The 20,777-nt window shown below is 43.8% G+C and carries 18 protein-coding genes; 4 read left to right on the plus strand and 14 right to left on the minus strand.

Annotation, left to right across the window (positions count from 1 at the left end; all coding sequences use genetic code 11):
- Positions 1–2: 2 nt before the first annotated feature.
- The 6 genes from CJD36_RS07620 to CJD36_RS07645 all read right to left on the minus strand — a co-directional run bounded on the left by CJD36_RS07620 (position 3) and on the right by CJD36_RS07645 (position 7,925).
- Positions 3–368 (minus strand): response regulator, encoded by a 366-nt coding sequence (locus tag CJD36_RS07620; protein WP_205685571.1) that lies wholly within the window; start codon positions 366–368, stop codon positions 3–5.
- A 19-nt stretch (positions 369–387) separates the two neighbouring features.
- Complete coding sequence (locus CJD36_RS07625) at positions 388–1,968, minus strand: hybrid sensor histidine kinase/response regulator (protein ID WP_105038536.1); 1,581 nt, start codon at positions 1,966–1,968, stop codon at positions 388–390.
- Positions 1,969–1,999: 31 nt separating this feature from the next.
- Positions 2,000–5,608: a response regulator gene (locus tag CJD36_RS07630; protein ID WP_105038537.1), complete on the minus strand. Its 3,609-nt coding sequence runs from the start codon at positions 5,606–5,608 to the stop codon at positions 2,000–2,002.
- Between the two features lie 176 nt (positions 5,609–5,784).
- Positions 5,785–6,405, minus strand: coding sequence for an ABC transporter ATP-binding protein (locus CJD36_RS07635; RefSeq protein WP_105038538.1), 621 nt, complete (start codon positions 6,403–6,405; stop codon positions 5,785–5,787).
- Between the two features lie 148 nt (positions 6,406–6,553).
- Complete coding sequence (locus CJD36_RS07640) at positions 6,554–7,219, minus strand: outer membrane beta-barrel protein (protein WP_105038539.1); 666 nt, start codon at positions 7,217–7,219, stop codon at positions 6,554–6,556.
- Between the two features lie 22 nt (positions 7,220–7,241).
- Positions 7,242–7,925 carry an outer membrane beta-barrel protein gene (locus CJD36_RS07645; RefSeq protein WP_105038540.1) on the minus strand — a complete coding sequence of 228 codons (684 nt, stop codon included), beginning with the start codon at positions 7,923–7,925 and terminating at the stop codon, positions 7,242–7,244.
- Between the two features lie 17 nt (positions 7,926–7,942).
- Between CJD36_RS07645 and CJD36_RS07650 the strand changes: the two genes are divergently transcribed.
- The 3 genes from CJD36_RS07650 (at position 7,943) to CJD36_RS07660 (ending at position 12,148) form a co-directional block, all read left to right on the plus strand.
- Positions 7,943–8,251, plus strand: coding sequence for a hypothetical protein (locus tag CJD36_RS07650; RefSeq protein WP_105038541.1), 309 nt, complete (start codon positions 7,943–7,945; stop codon positions 8,249–8,251).
- 2 nt (positions 8,252–8,253) lie between these two features.
- Positions 8,254–9,018: an MBL fold metallo-hydrolase gene (locus CJD36_RS07655; protein ID WP_105038542.1), complete on the plus strand. Its 765-nt coding sequence runs from the start codon at positions 8,254–8,256 to the stop codon at positions 9,016–9,018.
- Between the two features lie 211 nt (positions 9,019–9,229).
- Positions 9,230–12,148 (plus strand): leucine--tRNA ligase, encoded by a 2,919-nt coding sequence (locus tag CJD36_RS07660; protein ID WP_105038543.1) that lies wholly within the window; start codon positions 9,230–9,232, stop codon positions 12,146–12,148.
- 70 nt (positions 12,149–12,218) lie between these two features.
- Here the strand turns inward: CJD36_RS07660 and CJD36_RS07665 are convergent, their stop codons facing one another.
- The 4 genes from CJD36_RS07665 to CJD36_RS07680 form a co-directional block, all read right to left on the minus strand.
- Entirely contained in the window at positions 12,219–12,800 is a 582-nt protein-coding gene (locus CJD36_RS07665; protein WP_105038544.1) for an LOG family protein, read from the minus strand.
- A 76-nt stretch (positions 12,801–12,876) separates the two neighbouring features.
- Positions 12,877–13,647 carry a DUF3050 domain-containing protein gene (locus CJD36_RS07670; RefSeq protein WP_105038545.1) on the minus strand — a complete coding sequence of 257 codons (771 nt, stop codon included), beginning with the start codon at positions 13,645–13,647 and terminating at the stop codon, positions 12,877–12,879.
- Between the two features lie 114 nt (positions 13,648–13,761).
- Positions 13,762–15,105 carry an APC family permease gene (locus CJD36_RS07675; protein WP_205685573.1) on the minus strand — a complete coding sequence of 448 codons (1,344 nt, stop codon included), beginning with the start codon at positions 15,103–15,105 and terminating at the stop codon, positions 13,762–13,764.
- A gap of 105 nt (positions 15,106–15,210) precedes the next feature.
- Positions 15,211–15,987, minus strand: a complete 777-nt coding sequence (locus CJD36_RS07680; RefSeq protein WP_105039044.1) for a DUF817 domain-containing protein — start codon at positions 15,985–15,987, stop codon at positions 15,211–15,213.
- A 181-nt stretch (positions 15,988–16,168) separates the two neighbouring features.
- Between CJD36_RS07680 and CJD36_RS07685 the strand changes: the two genes are divergently transcribed.
- A complete protein-coding gene (locus tag CJD36_RS07685; protein ID WP_105038546.1) occupies positions 16,169–17,968 on the plus strand; it encodes a T9SS type A sorting domain-containing protein in 1,800 nt (599 codons plus the stop codon).
- 111 nt (positions 17,969–18,079) lie between these two features.
- Here CJD36_RS07685 and CJD36_RS07690 read toward each other — a convergent pair whose 3' ends face one another.
- From CJD36_RS07690 to CJD36_RS07705, 4 genes are all read right to left on the minus strand, one after another.
- Positions 18,080–18,796 (minus strand): pyridoxine 5'-phosphate synthase, encoded by a 717-nt coding sequence (locus CJD36_RS07690; protein WP_105038547.1) that lies wholly within the window; start codon positions 18,794–18,796, stop codon positions 18,080–18,082.
- Between the two features lie 146 nt (positions 18,797–18,942).
- Entirely contained in the window at positions 18,943–19,335 is a 393-nt protein-coding gene (locus CJD36_RS07695) for a VanZ family protein (protein ID WP_105038548.1), read from the minus strand.
- An 8-nt stretch (positions 19,336–19,343) separates the two neighbouring features.
- Positions 19,344–19,721 (minus strand): glycine cleavage system protein GcvH, encoded by a 378-nt coding sequence (gene gcvH / locus CJD36_RS07700; RefSeq protein ID WP_105038549.1) that lies wholly within the window; start codon positions 19,719–19,721, stop codon positions 19,344–19,346.
- Positions 19,722–19,797: 76 nt separating this feature from the next.
- A complete protein-coding gene (locus CJD36_RS07705; protein ID WP_105038550.1) occupies positions 19,798–20,694 on the minus strand; it encodes a hypothetical protein in 897 nt (298 codons plus the stop codon).
- Positions 20,695–20,777 lie beyond the last annotated feature (83 nt).

Below are 20,777 nucleotides of genomic sequence, written 5' to 3' on the forward strand. Positions count from 1 at the left end.
GTTTATTGAAGGTAGGTTTTTAGGAGTGCAAGCAACTTATCTATATCAATTGGCTTTGCCAGATACCCATCGGCACCCGCAGCAAGGCATTTTTCTTTATCGCCTGTCATTGCCTGTGCTGTAACCGCAACAATGGGTATCGGGTCAGACTGTGGAATCTCTCTTATGTATGGTATAAGTGAATAACCATCCATTTCAGGCATCATCATATCCATCAGTACTATCCCTATATCCGCATTATTCTTTAGCAATAATAATGCTTCGGCCGGAGATGTTGCCGCTTCATACTTGTACCCTCGTGATCTTAACACAGCTGAAAGCGCAAAGACGTTTCTGGTATCGTCGTCTATGATCAATACTTTCTTCATTTTCACAGATTTTATGTTTTCAATTGGTATGCTCTGCCTGATGGATAGGTAAAATAACGATAAACTCAGCACCTTCATTTTCCCTGCTTCTGGCAGATATGATACCATTATGCTTGTCAATGATCTTTTTGGCTATAGCCAAACCTATACCGGTACCTTCATACTTCCCTGTTGGATTCAACCTCTGGAAAATGGTAAAGATCTTTTCAAGATATAATTCATTAAAACCTATGCCATTATCTTTCACAGAAATGCGGTAATAAGCACCGTCCCTATCGGGCATACTATCAAGGTGCATTTCTTTAACAATATCGTAGCTGACATTAATTACCGGGGGCACATCACCTGATGAAAATTTTAACGCATTACTGATCAGATTCTGAAACACTTGTCTTATCTGACCTGGAATTACATCCATTATTGGCAATTCATCCACAATTATTGTGGCATTTTTTTCCCCAATCATTATTTCAAGGTCGGTAAGAATACTCTTCACCACCTCATTAATATCTGTTGCTACAAATAAACTATTGACAGACAGCCGTGAAAAGACCAAAAGATCATTGATGAGCCTGGCCATACGGTCTGAAGAAGCTATTATCTTATCGAAATATTCAACAATTTCCGGTTGCAAAACATCTCTATATCGCTCTCTTACTATTGAGCTGAATACCTGTATCTTCCTCAATGGCTCTTTAAGGTCGTGAGAGGCCACTGATGCAAATTGCTGCAGGTCGGCATTACTTATTTCTAACGCGTTATTTATTTCGCTTAACTCGCGGGTACGCTCCACCACTTTCTTCTCCAGCGTCTCATTTGCCTCCTTCTGCTCATGAATATCCGTAAATGTTCCCACCCATTTTGTTATCACCTTATCCTGCTTCACCGGCATCACTCTCAGCAAGTGATACCTTATCTCTTTACTGCCCTGCTTTACAAGGCATACTTCAAGATAGAACGGCTCATCTGATCTTATCACCTGCTCCCAGTAATCGCTGAGTGGCGGAGAATTATATACCGCAGGAAATGTTTTTTTATCATCTGCATACTCGTACCAGCCTTCATTTACGTATTCTATAACACCATCGGCATTGGCAGTAAAGGCTATCTGTGGAATACTCTCCATTACAGACTGCAATTCCTGAGCCCTTTTATACTGCTCATGCTGGGCATTCCTTCTTACCTCCACTTCCAGCTTCAGGGCTATCTGTGTTTCATGCAGCTCGCGGGTCTGCTCATAAAGCCGGCAAAACGTCCTTACTTTCAACATTAAAATATCAGGATCGAATGGCTTGGTAACGTAGTCAATTCCGCCTGAGGCATATCCCTTGGCAATAAAATTTTTCTCAGTATTTACCGCTGATAAAAATATAATGGGCGTGTTCCGGGCCTTACTATAACCCATCATAGCCTCCGCAACCTCAAAACCATCCATATCAGGCATCTGCACATCCAAGATTACCAGCGCATACACCGTTCGCAATATTTTCTTTAGTGCTTCCTCGCCCGACAGAGCCGTATCCACCTCAAATCCGTTGGTCTCCAACAGGATCTTTAGTGAAAAAATGTTTTCCGGCTTATCATCTACTATTAATATCATTGTAAAGGCATTGTTCCTTATGAGGGTAATTCTATTTTTTACTTTCGTATAACCATACTCTTAGCAGCGATAAGAGCTGATCAATATCTACAGGCTTGGAAATGTAATCTGATGCGCCTGCGGCTATACATTTATTTCTATCTCCTGTCATTGCCTTTGCCGTTACTGCCAGTATAGGCAGGTTGCGGAACGCAGGCATCTGTCTTATTTTTCTTATCGACTCATACCCGTCCATCTCCGGCATCATCATATCCATCAGCACTATATCCACATCGGGGTGCTCAGTAAGTTGTTGCACCGCATCCTTTCCATCTATAGCCGATATTACTTTCATCTGGTTATGCTCCAGCGATTTTGTAAGAGAGAATATATTCCTTACATCATCATCTGCAATAAGCACCCTTTTCCCTTTCAGTACATCTTCAAGTCCGCCCAGTTTTCTAAAGTTATCTCCCGGCTTTGCTGTTTTTTCATTTCCTTCTACCAGGTGAAGAAATAATCCAACCTCATCAAGTATACGTTGATAAGAATGTGCTGTTTTCAATACTATAGAATCAGCATATTGTTTTATCCTGCTTTCTTCTACCCTCGATAGGTTTTTGCCTGTAAACACTATTATAGGCAATTTCTCAAAACCCGGCATCTGCTTCACCGTTTCCAGCGTTACATAAGCATTCTGGTCGGGAACACCCATATCCATTATCACACAATCTATCTCCTTTTTTTGCAGAGAGTCCATGCTATCTTGTATACTGCTACTAATATGAGATTGAATATTGAATGATGACAGATAGTATTCCAACGCTTGTGCATGGCGGGTGTTCTCTTCTACTATCAGCACCTTTCTTGGTTCGCGGGTGAGTGCATCTTTTAAGTTGGTGAATATTTCCTGCATCTGCTCTACAGCCATAGGCTTATTTATAAAATCTACAGCTCCACTTAGCAGGCTTTCTTTACGCGCATCTGTTGATGACATCATGTGCACCGGTATATGTCTCGTCTTCGCATCTTTCTTTAGTTCATCCATTATCTGCCATCCATTCTTAAGAGGCAGCATAATATCAAGCAGTATAGCTACCGGGTTATATTTATGCGCAAATGATTGTGCCTTATCTCCGCGAACTACCACTACCCCCTTATACCCACTCTTACGCGTAAAGGCCAGTAGCGACTTTGCAAATGCTGTATCATCTTCTATTATCAATACCACGTTATCCCCAGTAACTATATCATCTCTGTCATCGGGTATTTCATCTGGTATATCAGGTCCTATATATTCCTCCTGCTGATGCCCATCTGCTTTAGTTTCAAGATGTATACGCTCAGTAGTATTAGCTGCTGTAAATGATGAGTCCTCCAGTACCGTGCCTTTTACAACAGGTATACTAATGGAGAATATACTGCCGGTTCCTTCCGTGCTTTGCACGCTTATAGTACCACCCAGCAGTTTGGTAAGTTCACGACTAATAGACAAGCCGAGACCGGTGCCTCCATACTTTCTTTTTGTAGATCCGTCAGCCTGCCTGAAAGCTTCAAATACAAACTCCAGCTTACCGGCAGGTATCCCTATTCCGGTATCGATCACTTTGAACAGTAGGGCAGGATGTTGATGTGCACCTTCAGTTTCGATGTTTATCAACACCGATCCGGCCGATGTGAACTTCAGCGCATTGGAGATAAGGTTTTTAAGTATTTGCTCTAACCGCATTTTATCCGATTCGAATGTTGCCGGCACAGAGCCTTTAACATTGAATTTAAGGTCCAGCTTTTTCTCTCTGGCCACCGGCGCAAAAATGGAACGCAGATCATCAATTACCTCATTAACAGAAATATGGGTGTACTCCACATCCATTTTTCCGGCTTCTATCTTCGACAGATCAAGGATCTCGTCGATAAGGCTCAACAAGCCATTGCCAGAGCTCTGAATTACTTTGGCCGATTCAATTTGCTCCTCGTTAAGGTTATGATCGTTATTCTCAGATAGCAGCCTCGACAACAACAAAATAGAATTGAGCGGTGTGCGTAGCTCATGAGACATGTTGGCCAGAAACTCCGACTTGTATTTAGTGCTCTGCTCTAGTTGTTCCGCCTTCTGCTGTATCTCAACATTGCGTTCAGCTATCATCTGGTTCTTTTCTTCCAGCAGACGGGTGCGCTCTTCCAGATCTACATTAGACTGTTGCAGCTCTGCCTGTTGCATCTTCAGCTCTTCTTCCGATGCCTGCAGGCTTTCAGTCTGAGTTTCAAGTTCAGTATTCAATAACTCCAATTCATTCTGCTGCGCCTGTAACTCTTCGCTCTGAGCCTGTGTTTCTTCAAGTAGTTCCTGTAGTTTCTTACGGCTCTGAGCGCTATTAATAGCTATACCCGCTATCCCTGCTACAGCCCTCAGAAATTCTTGCTTTATTTTATTGTACTCATAAATTGTGTACAATTCAATAACGCCATTTACCTTACCCCCGCTGAATGTTGGCAGGATGAAAATAGTGCGAGGCTTAAGGTCTCCGGCGGCATAGGTGATCAACACCTCATGCTCGTCAATGTGATCAAACAATCGGTCTTTACCGTCCAGCAGACTTTGACCCGCAAAACCCTTACCCGCAGACAATCTTTTTCTTTGTTCAGGTAAGTCGACTGCAAAACCTGCCGCATAGACAAGATCACCATCCTCACCCACCAGGTAGTATGTAGCAGCCTGGCTATTAGTATACTCCGATACAAAATTGATGATGATATTTGACAACAGATCCAGGTCTTTTTCTCCCAGTATTTTCTCATTTAGCTTTGCAATGCCAGACTGCTGCCATTCCTTATCAGAAAGTGTAGTAAAAGAATATTGGAGTGCTTCTCCCATTTTGTTAAGCGAACTGGCCACACTCCCCAGGCTGTCAGCACCGCTATCTTTTACTCTTATGTTGTAATGTCCATCGGCTATCTTATCTGCCAGGTCTTGAATTATATTGATACGGCGGGTAATGTCCGCATCCTTTTCTTCCAGCTCCTTTTGCAATTCTGCCCGCTTGTTCACATCTGCTATTATGCGGAAGAAAAACATAATGGTTATGGCCAATGATAGTATGGCGGCTGAAACAATTACAATGGGCGTAAACGTTGCGTATTTTACAAGATTGGCATTTCGGACATTTAAAAGTTCTTTTTCTCTGCCCTCCATAAGCGCTATAAGCGCCCTTGCCTCATCCATATACTTTTTCCCGCTCTGCAGATACTCGATATCTATCGGCATATCCTTTCTCTTCAGGTCTATCAGGTGTTCAAGCGCAGTAAGCCTGTTGGCAATAACCGATCGTAGCTGTTCAGTTGACTGTTGCTGTGCACTATTATCAACCGTCAATGCCTTTACCTCGTTAAGTATATTCAGTGATTTCTGATAAGCGCCATTATAGGGATCGAGAAATTTATCATCTTTTGTCAGCAGGAAGCCCCTTTGGCCTGTTTCCGCATCTTTAAGTGTAGAAATTAATTCTTCGAGGCGCTGGATGACAGAATCAGTATGCCCTACCATCCTGTTACTATTCATTAAGTTAGTAATGCTATTGTACGAGGCAACCGAACTGATAAGTAGCAACAACAAAGAAAAGCCAAAACCCACAAGCAGGTTTCTTTTGATATTTGATTTCATTCAACTGATTTTATAACAGAACTGAAATTAAATTTAAAGGCATAAAATCATAATATCATATTTTTTACTATGCAATTCTTAGATGATTCACTAGTAAGGGATTAATGATAAATGTGTGTCTTTAAGTTTCGTTCTTAACCAAACTTCTACTGGTTATAAAAACTATGCCAGCTGCATTAGCCTTCAATAAGTGCGTGATCTGTTATAGACAATTTTGAAGATGTGTGCTTGCCTGTTACCAGCTGTTGATGAGATGTGATGATGACGGCAATACCACTATCTATAGCATTTTCTATAAGCAATATGAGATTGGACACCGATGCCTGATCCAACGTTATGAGCGGTTCATCGAGCAAAATAAGTTTGGGATGCCCGATAAAACCTAGTACAAGCGACAATTTTTTGAGCATGCCGCTCGAATATGTTCCGGTTTTATTCCCCACAAACACCCCGATTCCCAATGCCGCTATTAGTTTCGCTACATGCTGCTTATCAGCCTTTTTAGTAGTTGTGTAGAAATCTACCAATTCTGTTCCGGTAAGAAAAGTAGGGAAAGAAGGCTCCGCCTCGGCATGGTTAACGATCATCCTATAGCCGATTCTATCCTTGTTTATATCTATGCCTTCCACTTCTATTTGTCCGGAAAACGGAATAAGACCGGCTATCGATTTGAACAATGTAGACTTCCCCGATCCATTCTCCCCCTTCAACCAATAAAATGGGCCATCCAGTGCCATATCAGCCTTAATGATGAGCTGCCCGTTATATTCTTTGCTGTATTTTTTGAACCGGATCAATGGATAGAATATTTTGTAAAAACCTTAAAATGTAAAAACGAAATCAGTTTTGAACAACCGCTCAGCTGCCATGACATTTCCTACGAGCCTTTGCAAGAACCATCCATAAATCCTTTAATCCCAAAGATCCTGGTTCAGACAACATGTACTACAAAAACAAATACATCAACCTTATCGTCCACAAATTATTGAATTGTGCACCGCGGGTGATATTAGGTACCGTATTACGTATACTGATCAACGAATACTGGAAACGCAGATTGAGGAAAAAGCCTTTGTACAAATGCAGATTGCCACCAAGTAACAGGTTAAAATCGCTCTTCTTAAAAGGATAATCCTCCTGCTTGAAAGGTGTGGTTGGAGGCGGATTGGTCGAAATATATTCATTCGATGATCCCAGACGCGAATAAGACAGACCACCACCAAAATGATTCTTATGATCATCATAATAGTTGATCATTACAGGTATCTCTCCATAGGTAAGATCTGCGCCATATTTAGTAATATAATACCCTGCTGCCAGCAATTGCGGCGATTTAGAAACACTTCCTTTTTGAGATATCAGCACTTCTATACTTGCTGCAATATGTTCATCCATTTTAAAGAACACTATACCACCCGCATTCAATCCTTTACGGGTATAGCCGGCAAAATTGTCACCATCTATCTGCGTAAGATTTGCGCCCAATATCAACCCACCATAAAAGGTCCTGTCCTCATACATTGGCGTATTTTCCTGCGCTTTGGCTACAGTGCCAATAAACAGGATAATAACTAGTAAAGGAAATTGAAGTCTTTTTACGAAAACAGGCATAGCATTGAATTGGCCGGTAAAGTTATATGAACAGATACATTAACCTGAATGTCCAGAGATTATTGTACTGCGACGAACGTGAAATGCCTGGTGGTAGGTTAGTACGAATAGGCACCAATGAATATTGCACCCTCAGGTTCATGAACAATCCCTTCCACAAGTGCAACTGGGCACCGGCTATCAACTGAAAATCATTCTTCTTGAATGGGTAATCTTTATTCAGATCTCTGCTATAGACAGGGTTAGTTGACACCTTTTCATCACTATTGATCAACCTGCCATAAGCCACTCCCAAACCGGCATGACTCCTGTGCTTGTCAAAAAAGTTGATCATTACAGGTATTTCGGCGTAATTAAGATTAGTTGCGTACTTATTTATATACAAGGCACTATCGAGGTCACCATAACGCCCATAACGACTTTTGGCCCCCTTCTGGCTATAGAGTATCTCAAAGCTCAATGCTGCGTTCTTCCGAACTTTGGCATAAGCGATACCACCAACATTTAACCCAACTTTATAATATCCGGCGAAGTTATCACCGTCTACCTGGCAGAAATTGGAGCCGGCCAGCACACCAACCGAAAATATTTTAGGGTTACCATTAGCATCGTCTTCCACCTGTGCAAAAACACGGGAAACACCTGTAATAGCTGTTAATAAAAAGACTATTGCGGTAAATGCTCCGAATTTTCTACTTTTAGTCATCGAAAGAGAGGGGAATAATGAGTTTCAAATATACACCAAACACGCTAAAAAAACTGGAAGAGCTTTTTGAAGAGGCCAGGTACACCATCCGTTTTGAGAAGGGTAACTTCAATAGTGGCTACTGCATACTCGAAGAAAAGCGTGTGGTGGTCGTCAATAAATTTTTCAATGTAGAGGGTCGTATCAATGCGCTACTGGAGATATTACAATCTTTGGTGGTCAACGAAGACGAGCTGAGCGGCGAAATGCTCAAATGGTATCGCCAGCTAAGGGAACAACCCGACTTTGGAAAACCCGACTCTGTACAAACACAAATGGACATATAACCGTGAAAGTAACATTTTTAGGTACGGGCACATCGCAGGGCGTTCCTCTAATAGGCTGCCATTGCGAGGTATGTACATCAACCGACAAAAAGAACAAAAGGCTACGGTGCTCTATTCTTATAGAAACGCCCGAAGCCAATATAGTAATAGATACAGGCCCCGATTTCCGCTACCAGATGCTACGCGCCAAGGTGGAAAAGCTGGATGCTATTGTATTTACGCATAGTCATAAAGACCACGTAGCCGGACTGGATGATGTGCGGGCTTTCAATTACTTCCAGAAGAAAGCCATGCCCATCTATGCTACTCTTGAAACACAGGCTATACTGCGTAGAGAATTCGCATACGTTTTCGATACACCTAACTACCCGGGCATTCCTCAGCTAGACCTTATTACCATAGATCCCGATGTGCCTTTTTCTATAAATGGCATATCGATAACGCCTATAAGGGTGGTGCACTATCAGATAGAAGTATTAGGATTCCGTATTGGCAACTTTACCTACATCACCGATGCTAACCATATTGAACCAGAACAACTGGCAAAAGTAAATGGTAGCGAAGCATTGGTGATGACTGCCCTCCGGCACGAAAAGCACCCGTCTCACTTCACCCTTGGCGAGTCGATTGCTATATCTCAGTCGTTGGATGTCAAAGAAACTTACTTTACGCACATGAGTCACCAACTAGGTCTGCACGACGAAGTAACCAAAACATTACCCCCTCACATGCAACTGGCGTATGATGGACTAACACTTGAATTTTAAAAGCTGGGCGTAGTCATTCCCCCCGAATGTCACGGTGAGGCTCTCGAACCGCGACATTCGGCATCGGGCCGGTTCTCTTTGAGACCACCCAAATTGGTCATTGCGAGGGACGAAGCAATCTAGTAGCGGGACGTATTCGTTTTGTACCGTACACACCCACACCACACACCAACCAATTATTACCTAATTTTGCCTTCTTTTATATAATTATATGGAATATAATTTCTCCCAAATAGAACGTGACGCAAAAGACTTGTGGAAGACGAAAAATGTATATAAGGTAGAAAACCCTGCACCGGGCACTACACCTAAACCAAAATACTACATCCTCGACATGTTCCCCTACCCTAGTGGTGCGGGCCTGCATGTGGGCCACCCACTTGGCTACATCGCTTCCGATATATATGCCCGTTACAAAAAACTGTGCGGCTATAATGTGTTGCACCCAATGGGCTTCGATGCATTCGGACTACCAGCAGAGCAATATGCTATGGAGACCGGCCAACACCCTGCCGTAACTACTGAAAAGAACATTGCCCGCTACCGCGAACAACTGGATAATATAGGTTTCTGTTACGACTGGGATCGCCAGGTACGTACCAGCGAACCAAACTACTATAAATGGACGCAATGGATCTTCCTGCAGCTCTTTCATAGCTGGTACGACCGGAGTGCTGATAAGGCACGCCCTATGGCCGACCTTATTGCCATCTTCGAACTGGAAGGCAACAAGAATATTCCTTGCCCCGGTGATGATACTACATCATTCACCCACACAGAATGGGGTGCATACAGTGAAAAAGAAAAACGCGCTATCCTTATGAACTACCGTGTAGCCTACCAGGGTTATGCACAAGTATGGTGGTGCGAAGCATTGGGCACCGTACTGGCCAATGACGAAGTAGTAAATGGCGTAAGCGAACGGGGTGGCCACCCCGTAGAGCGCAAGAACATGCGCCAGTGGTTCCTGCGCATCACCGAGTTTGCCGACAGGCTATTAAAATCGTTAGATACACTCGAATGGACAGAAGCCATGAAGGAAATGCAGCGCAACTGGATAGGCAAGAGCAATGGCGCTGAGGTGAAATTTGATCTTGGCGAAGGTCTATCATTGATGGTATTCACTACCCGCCCCGATACCATCTTTGGTGTTGACTTTATGGTAATGGCGCCTGAGCATGAACTGGTAGATACCATCACCACAGTAGAACAAAAAGACGCAATCGACGAATACAAGAAATACGTGAAGAGCCGCAGCGAACGTGAACGCATGAGCGAAGTAAAGCAGGTTACCGGTTGCTTCACAGGCGCGCATGTCACGCATCCGCTTACAGGCAAAAAACTGCCCGTATGGATCTCTGAATACGTGCTTGCAGGCTATGGCACAGGCGCTATAATGGCCGTGCCTAGCGGCGATGATCGCGACCATGCTTTTGCTACTCACTTCAAGATACCTATCACCAATGTATTTGGCGACAGCTACACAGGCGACACGGCATACAGCAGCAAAACCGGCACTATAGAGAACAGTGATTTCTTAAGCGGCATGAAGGTGGCAGATGCTATTGATGCTGCCATAGATGCATTAGTAAAGGCCGGTGTAGGCAAGAAGAAAGTCAACTTCCGCCTACGCGATGCCGGCTTCAGCCGCCAGCGCTATTGGGGTGAGCCATTCCCTATCGTGTACATCGATGATGTACCCTATGGCACCGACGAAAGTGAAGTGAACAGAGAGAACAACCTGGGCACACTGCCGGTAGAACTGCCAATGGTAGAACACTACAAACCCGGCCCGGAAGGACAAGGCCCGCTGGCCAACATACCCGAGTGGATGAATATTTCCCTTTCCACCGGAGAGGGCCGTGGTGAAGCTTTCCGCGAAACCAACACCATGCCGGGCTATGCCGGCAGTAGCTGGTACTTCCTCCGGTACATGGATCCCCACAACGAGCATGAATTTGCCGACCGCGCCGCCACAGACTACTGGCAGCAGGTTGATCTATATATTGGCGGCACCGAACACGCAGTAGGCCACCTCCTCTACTCCCGCATGTGGACTAAAGCATTGTATGACCTGGGCCACATCGGCTTCGATGAACCGTTTAAGAAGTTGTTGAATCAGGGAATGATACAGGGGAAATCCTACTTTTTGAAAGTGGTTCAATTTCCATCTCCTTCGGAAGGGACACTTTCGCAATCTGAAAGAACATTCGTTATCTCCCAAGACAAAGAGTGGGAAGATTTAGGATTACGTGATAAGGGCACAAACTTTGCACAAACTAATCTAAGGTTTAGATATGGTCATGATTACGTAGACCCAAATGGCAAATTGACTGAGAAAAGTTTTGAAAAATACAAAGCTACTCACGGCTTGCCGTTTGAATATGAAATCAAGTGGAATGAAGAAAATGGACAAAAATTCATTCTAGTTACAGAAGAAGTTGAAAAAATGTCCAAGTCAAAATACAACGTAGTCAATCCTGACGATATTGTAGCACAATATGGCGCTGACACCTTCCGCATGTACGAGATGTTCCTTGGCCCTATAGACATGAGCAAACCATGGGATACTAAGGGTATAGAAGGCGTTCACCGCTTCCTTAAAAAACTGTGGCGTTTATATGCAGATGAGCAGAAAGGTTGGATAGTGACTGACGAAGCCGCTACCGATGCCGAGCTGCGCATACTGCACAAGACCATAAAGAAGATAAGTGAAGACATGGAGCGCTTCAGCTTCAATACGTCTGTAAGCCAGTTCATGATCACGGTCAACGAGCTGGGCGCACTCAACTGCCACAAGCGCGGCATATTGGAGCCACTGGCTGTTTTGATCTGTCCGTTTGCCCCACACATAGCAGAAGAGCTCTGGCACAAGCTGGGTAACGACAGTAGCGTAGTAGCCGCACAGTTCCCTCAATACGAAAACAAGTACGTAGTCGACAACAGCAAGAACTACCCAGTAGCCATCAATGGCAAGGCACGCCTGGAGCTGGAATTCGCGCTCGATGCCGCCGACGCAGATGTGCAGGCAGCAGTCCTCGCCAACGAAGCAGTACAAAAATGGATGGAAGGCAAGCCCCTGAAAAAGTTCATTTACGTGAAGGGAAAGATGATCAATGTTGTGGTATAAAACAATAAAAGAGAAATGGCAACCTTTAAAAGTTGCCATTTCTCTTTTTATATACAATTAAAGTCCTTTTTTAGGTAGTGCTATTCGTGATCCACTTTGGTGTTTGTATCGGCACGTAGGCGCGCATCTGTTGCAAAAGGTCATCAGAGCTATTGCTTGTCAATAGCATATTGCGCACATCGGCAGGCAGGAAGCCCTCGTTCACCATAGTATCACAGAGGGTATTTAGGGCATTATAGTAGCCATTTACATTTAGCAACCCTACCGGTCTTACGTGTAGCCCCAGCTGCGCCCAGGTGAGCATTTCAAACAACTCTTCCATAGTGCCCCAGCCGCCCGGCAGGGCTATGATGCCGTCGCTTAGTTCATGCATCTTCAACTTACGCTCATGCATGTTTTCGGTAACTATCAGTTCAGTAAGTCCTTCGTGCGCTACTTCTTTGGTGCGTAAAAAATTAGGTATAACACCAATCACCTCGCCGCCTGCGGCCAATGCAGCGTCTGCTACCGCACCCATTATACCTACCTTAGCACCACCATATATGAGTCGTATTCCCTGGGTGGCCAATGCGGCGCCCAATTGGTGGGCTGCTTCTTTATATACCGGCTTATTCCCTTCCGCCGACCCGCAGAATACAACAATACTTTTCATACCTGAGTTATTTTGAACTCAAATATAACAGATGCTTTGAAACGTGTTGTTATTTTATTGTGTTCAATTAAGGCTATTATGCCTTTATTGCCTCTGCTATTGCATCCCAAAGTTGTATGCGGTGCTCCAGCGCATCCTTAATGGCAACAGTTGCTGCCGACCATTTCGCATCATCAGTGCCACAAAGTTCCGCTGTCATTTCAAAACCCAGGTGAGAGTGGTGATCGCCATCCACTTCAATATGGCGCTCCAGGTAGTACTTTAATGTGCTCAGCTTATTATCCGTGCTTTTATTCAGCTCGTTTACAAAACTGATGAACATACCCGGTATAAGATCTTCCCTGCCAAAGGTAAATACCGCTGCCTGTATATGCACCTTACCTGTAGCTATAACTGAGAAAGTGTTTTTAACAAACGCGCCCGATGCTTCGGGAACCCCATCTTGTTCCAGGCACTCGTCTACAGGCATGCCATTCTTAATATTCGCTACCAACTCACTAATAGCAGTAGTATCGCTACCGGCTTGTTGCATAGCGCGCAGGTACAATTCAAAGTGACTGATCCTCACGCCATGATCATCCACATCAGATTCTTCTCCCAACACTATCTCATTGATAAGATACCTGGTTTGGGCATTGCCTACAGGCACCCACGGCACATTGGTACAAGTGAGATTTCTTTGCAGCGACTTGAGCAAAGACATAAAATCCCATACAGCATAAACATGATGCTGCATAAAGATGTTGAGATCTTCTATTGTCTTTACTGCTGAATATACCTTATGGTCAATGAGTTGCTGCCTGAGTGGCGCTATTTCCGCTTTGAGTTGTTCTATATATTGATTCACGATAGCTGTAATTGACCGCAAAAATACAGGGTATATGGCAAGATATTTTATCCTGAATATTGAATTAAACTATACAGGCAATAGTTTAAAAACAATTACAATAAGCCAATCCTTTTAAGCTTCTATTTTCTTGCCCAGCTTATCTTTCAGCACAAAATAGAGGATAACACCTGTGGCAATGAAGCCAAGCGCCCCAACTACATACCATACATCGCTGGTCAGTAACAAGTACAACCATATACATGCACTAATAATTGCCGGCAACGGGAATAGCGGCATTTTATAAGGCCGTCTGTCGTCAGGTTTATTTTTGTGCCACAACATCACACCAATTGCCTGCGAAACGAACTGTATAAGAATACGCATGGTAACAATGGTTGTAATAATGGTGCTCATTCTGAATAACAGGCTGAAAACAAAGGCTAATGCACCCAGTGTAAGCAGCGAGATATGAGGGAACTTATGTTTAGGATGCACTTTGGCGAAAACGGGAAAAAAGTCGCCGTTGAGTGCAGCGGCATAGGGCACACGGGAATACCCAAGTAGCAAGGAAAACAACGAAGCAAGTGCTATGCACAATACCAATACAGTAGCCACCTGCGCTACTGCATGGTTATAGATCAATTCGAAATATGTGCTCACAATAAATTTTGACGCGCCCACTTCCTGCCACGGAATAACCCCTATAACCGATAGCTGCATACATAGGTAGAGAATCATAATGCCGGTAATGGATATAAACATGCTGCGGGGAATATTCCTCTCGGGGTCTTTGATCTCTGCACCAAGGTGGCATACATTGTAGTAGCCCATGTAAGAGTACACCGCCTTTACCGAAGACTGTCCAAGATATACAAAGAAAATGGGCGTTATACTAAAGCTGGCTGAGTCAAATGTAAAAGCCCGTTCGAAACTGAAATGCCCGGCTGCAGAAAAGATCATCCATAGTATAGTAAGCACGGTTACAATAGAAAGAACCAATGAAATGGCACCGATCTTCTTGATATTCCGATACAGCAGGAACACCATAAGGGCCACTACAGCGCCACTTACGCATTTTTGTTGTACCTCAGTAATAGAAGGTATAAGGTAAGCCAGATAGGTAGAGAAGCCTATAGCGCTACTGGCTGCGGTCAGCGGCGCCTGTACTACTGTTTGCCAGATGAACAGGAAGGCCATCAGCTTACCCCATTTATCGCCAAACAGCTTTTGGAGAAATACGTAGCTGCCACCAGCCTCGGGCCATTTGGCACCCAGTTCAGCCCATACCATACCATCGGTATAAGCCAGTACAGCGCCAAGTAACCACGCCAGCAAACACAATGGACCGCTGAGGTGGGTTAACACCATAGATATGGCTATGAACGGGCCTATGCCCACCATGTCTATCATGTTGATAGCCGTAGCCTGGGTAAGAGATAACCCCCGTTCTAATTTATGATCTTCTGTAGCCGCCAATTATACCTATTTGTGCTGCAAAGTATAAAATGCCCGTAACATGGGCTATTATAATATTGTCCGCTCATTAGTATGAAATCAATAATTTCTGCAAATGTGAACTAGTTATTGACTTTGCACATCTGTGTCAGGCTTTTTCACCATTCTCAACTCGGCCACTATTATATAACTAACTATAACCAGAAATGCCCACGAGCTGATCTTCTGATAGTTGACCATAGCCCAGCCTTTGTGTTGGTAGGCATATTTCCATGCACCGAGCAGTGTGGCTATATTCTCCGCCAGCCATATAAAGAAGCCAATGAGCAGGAAGGAAATCGTTACCGGCATTCTGTAAGCCTTTCGTTCAATATGAAAGACCACCCATGATCTGCGAAACAGGTAGCAGATGAAAATGCCGTAGACGTACCGCAGATCGTGAAAAAAGTGATTGGTAAAGAAATTAAGATATACTAGCGCACCCGATATTCTTACGGGTATATGATGTGGCCAGTTGACCATGGTGAGGTCAAATCTACGCCACGCCTGGCACATGTAGCTGGCTACACTGGCATACATAAACCCGCTGTAGAGCGGAACGCCCGCAAATTTAGTGTAGGCAGCTTCCGGGTAAGACCACGAACCGATGTGCACTTTAAACAATTCCATAGCCAGCCCCAGCAGGTGGAATACGCAGATCACTTTCACTTCATCCCTGCTTTCCATCCCTGAGAAATAAAGTGCGCATTGAGCTAAAAGGCAAACTATCAGCATGAAATCGTATCGCGGCAGTATTGTCACGTAGTGCGATAGCCCAAGCGCGGCAAATACAATTGCAGGAAAGATACAGGAGAGTGCCTCTTGTACGCCGAATATAAAAAAGTGCCTTACTCCTGATCTCATGGATAATATTACGTCCAATGTAACACCAATATTCGTCATATCAGACGAATACAGAAGCAATTAACTATTTCTAACCCTTTGATTGCTCTTAGTTAATAATATAATTTTATTTAACTTTTTATACCCATAAAATATTTTACATTCTTAGCTATAGGTAATAATTTCGCACCAAAGAAACATCATGAAGAAAAATTTATTATTTGTTATTTGCTCCGTTTTACTTCTTTGCGCAGGCAATGTAGCTAAAGCATCATCCCCGGTTACGTTTACTGGCGGCCACACTCAATTTTTAGCCGCTTGTGAAAACGGCCCGCACTATTCTATTAATGGCTTACTTGCAATAACTGACTCCGACCTGGGTGAAACCGAAACCTGGTCAGTAGTCACAAACGCCTCGCATGGCACATTAGCTGCAGGCTTCTCAACTACATCTACAGGCACTATTATTACGCCAACCGGACTTACTTATACCCCTGCCATAGGCTATGTGGGTATTGATTCATTTTCTGTTGAGGTAAGTGATGGTGCTACTTTCGATACAACAATGATCTATGTGACTGTAAATCCACTGCCAGTTGCAGGAACTATATCGGGCGGAAGCTCGGTATGTATTGGTGCTTCATTTACTCTAACAGCTTCAGTTTCCGGTGGTACATGGTCGGCGTCTAATGCACATGCAACAGTTTCAGGCGGTATCGTTTCGGGCATCATTGCCGGCATTGACACAATAAGCTATTCTGTTACAAACAGCTGCGGTACAGCTACTGCTACACAGGCAGTAACAATAGATCCGATACCCGCGGCAGGTCCTCTTGCGGGTGCAAGTGCGGTTTGCGTAGGCGGAACAATAACACTTACAGGAGCTTCTACCGGTGGTTCATGGAGCACTCCTAGTGCCGATGCAACTGTTGTAGGCGGCGCTGTAACAGGTGTTGCAGGTGGCGTAGCAACTATCTCTTACATTACCTCCGGCACTTGCGGTATGGATACTGCAACCATGAATATTACGATAGATACAGGCATTGTTACGCCTGCAGGCATAACAGGTACAGACACGATGTGTGCAGGTGCAATGACCACGTTAAGCAATACAAGCGCAGGCGGCGTGTGGACAAGCACCTCTCTGGGTGCAATAACCAGTGCAGGTATACTTACTGCAGACTCAGCGACGAGCGGAGCTGATACTGTTATTTATTCCCTCACTAATGGCTGCGGTACAGGAAGCGTATCTCACACAGTGTTTATCAACCCACTGCCTTTTGCAGGTGTGATTACGGGCTTTGATAGTGTTTGTGCAGGATCTACGATTACCCTGACCACTACAGGAACGGGCGGAGTATGGTCAAGCAATATACCTGAATTTGCTGCCGTAGATGCTACTGGCCACGTAATTGGTGGATTAAATGGCACATCCGTTATCAGGTACACGGTCACCAACGCATGCGGAACGGCTAGTGCAACGCACACTGTAAGAGTAAATATTCCGGCTCAGCCAATAATAGGTGATGCAAGCATATGCCAACTCGCGTTGAGCATGTTTATAGATGCTGTTGGTGGTGGTACATGGAGCAGCAGTGACTTCCTTACAGTTGCTATCTTAGGTGGTAATGCTGTTGGTCTTCAGTTAGGTACAGCTACTATTACCTACACGGTAAGCAATGCATGTGGAACAACAAGTGCTACACTCGACGTTGAAGTTATTGATTGCGCGAATGGTGTTAATGAAGTAGCTGCTAACAATACGCAGCTGAGCCTTTCGCCTAATCCAAACACAGGTGCATTTACCATTCAGCTGCCATCATCAGCTTCTGCAAATGCAAATGTTGTGATCACCAACGTACTTGGCGCCAAAGTAAAGGAATTTACCATGAACACTAACCAGGCTACAGAAGTAAATATGGATGTGCCGGCAGGCGTATATTTCTTGTCTGCAACAGTAAACAACACTGTTTACACGACAAAAATGGTCATTGCTAAATAATGATGAAAGTAAATTTATAATTAAGAAAGCCCTCTCTCGAGGGCTTTCTTAATTATAATACGATCTAAAGTGTGTCGCGAAAAATTATGCGGATAGACATACATTAAGCCATTATTTCAATGCTCTCCTGTATAACTGAATTGTATTCTCCAGCCCATAGTACAATGCGTCAGCAATCAGTGCATGTCCTATTGATACCTCCAGCAGGTTGGGTATAGACTGTTTGAAGAATGCAAGATTATGCCTGTCGAGGTCGTGACCGGCATTAATGCCCAGATTGTGTGTAAGTGCAACACTAGCGGCTTTTATATACGGCGCAATGGCATCATGCTTGTTGTACGGATAGTTACGGGCATAGTCTTCGGTATATAGTTCTATCCTGTCCGTACCCGTTTCAGCAGCGGCGGCAACCATTTGCGTTATCGGATCAACGAAAATAGACACGCGTATACCGGCAGCTTTAAATACACCTATGATATCCTGCAGGTATTTCTTTTCCTTTATGGTATCCCATCCGTGGTTGGAAGTTAGTTGCCCCGGAGCATCGGGCACCAAGGTAACCTGGGTCGGCTTCATTTCCATTACGAGGGCTACAAACTTATCTTCAAGCGGATTGCCTTCTATATTGAATTCAGTGGTAATGATCTTTTTGATATCCCTCACGTCGCTGTAGCGGATATGACGTTCATCGGGGCGGGGATGCACTGTAATACCCTCCGCGCCAAATTGCTGGCAATCTATTGCCACCTGCAATACATTAGGATTATCACCACCGCGACTATTACGTAGCGTAGCAATTTTGTTGATGTTGACTGAAAGTTTTGCCATGTAGAAAAGTATAACCTTAAAAGTGAGCAGTAAAAAAGAATATCTGTGACTACTTTGATACAAAAATACGCTAATTGCTATATTTTACTTTGATAGAAAAATTAAATGAAGGCCTGGCAACAAGCAATAAGAATATTATACGATGATTATTTTTCTCTAAATATCCTTGAACAGGCTACGAATAGGACAATCCCTATCAACGCACCGATACTATCGGCAACCGCATCCATAAATTCTGATGCCCGCCCCAGCGAAGGAAAAGCGCCCTGCAATATTTCTATAAGACTACCAAAGGCAATGGCAATGATCGAAATAGTGACTAGCCTCGCAGTTTTAACTGAAGGATTGGTACACAGCCAGAAGAAGGAGAAGCCGCCAAAGAATGCAAAATGTACCCATTTATCAATGAGCGGCACATCCACCTTCGGTACGCTCCTTGAGGGCATAAAGCACCCTAATAAAATAAGCAAGGTCCATAGAATAGCTATGAACCTTGCTTGTCTTTTATAAGAAGAATCCGGAGAAAATATATTCGGCATCCCGGAAATTAGTCTACCAATGCTTTGTATGCGGCAGCATCCATCAATGCATTTACTTCGTCAACGCTATCTACTTCCATCTTTATCATCCATCCTGCGCCATATGGATCAGAATTTACACTTTCAGGATTGTTCTCAAGGCCACCATTCACCTCAGTGATAGTACCGGCTACAGGAGAGTACAGGTCAGACACCGTCTTTACAGCTTCTACAGTACCGAAGATCTCATTAGCACCTACATGCTTACCTTCTGCGCTGATGTCAACAAAAACGATATCACCCAGCTCATGCTGCGCGAATTCAGTAATACCAACAGTTGCGATATTGCCGTCAAGACTTATCCACTCGTGATCCTTTGTGTAGCGTAAATTAGCTGGAAATTCCATTGTTATAAATTTTGAGGTAAAAATAGGAGAAAAAACGGGAAATGATAATCTCAAATCAGGAATTTGACCAGGATCATCATTCTTTTTCCCTTACAACTGGTTTTGAATCATCACATAAACTTTTTTGCCTTCCTATGCTGTCCATCTGGCCCAGGAGGCTTACCCACATCTCAGAATATTTCTTAAAATGAATAGGTACGTCAATATCTTCTTTAAATAGTGACGACAGCAGGTCATAGGCTGCGGCAGCATTCTCCTCGTCATAAAAGGTATTTACCCATGCGGTAGCAATATGATCCCGCCCCTGCATAGCCACTCCATTGCTGCCCAGTATAAACGGATTGGGTGAGTGTTGCCACGAAACATTACTCACTTCCGACCTGTTATATTGACTAAACAGCAGACAAAGGTGCTTTGTAGTGCCCAACACCCGTTGCTGTATTTCCTGGCAGGTTTCTTTATGATCGGGCCGTATGCGCCATTGACTATGTGCAATGCTGAAGGGGTCATTATCTGCGCTAAACTGCACATTATTCCTTTCAAGAAATATATTCTTATGCACTGTGTATTTTATCTTCTCCATTGCGTCAGTACCTGTAAGGCCCGGCAATTTCAGCCACTCATCCGCAAATGGATAGCTGATCTTCAACAGATCCTTTTCCCTGTCCACCACATCCAGTGTCCATTCCTTCTTGTAGAGGATCTTCTTTCGTTCTGAAACCAATCTTATCTTCTTGTCTTTGAATGTCCAGTGTCCGTAATCGAAATAATATGGCTGATAGAACGTGTAGGTGTTATCCTCGCGCAGGTTCAGGTAGGCACTTTCCTCCAGGCTGTTATCATCGCCTCCATTACCCCTGAAATTCCAAAGCCCTGTAATGTTATCTTTTTTCTCTGAAAACTGCCCGCAGCCTAAGTTGAGCAGAATAGATACTGTAACTAATAAAATAGCAGAAAAGCGTTTTGCCGTCATAAATTAATTGAGAAAATTAGGGAATGGGAGCTACAATTATTGATTCTTTTTAACGTTGCTCTAACCTCGTGTTAATACAAAAA

Source organism: Flavipsychrobacter stenotrophus (genome assembly GCF_002954265.1).
GTDB lineage: Bacteria > Bacteroidota > Bacteroidia > Chitinophagales > Chitinophagaceae > Flavipsychrobacter > Flavipsychrobacter stenotrophus.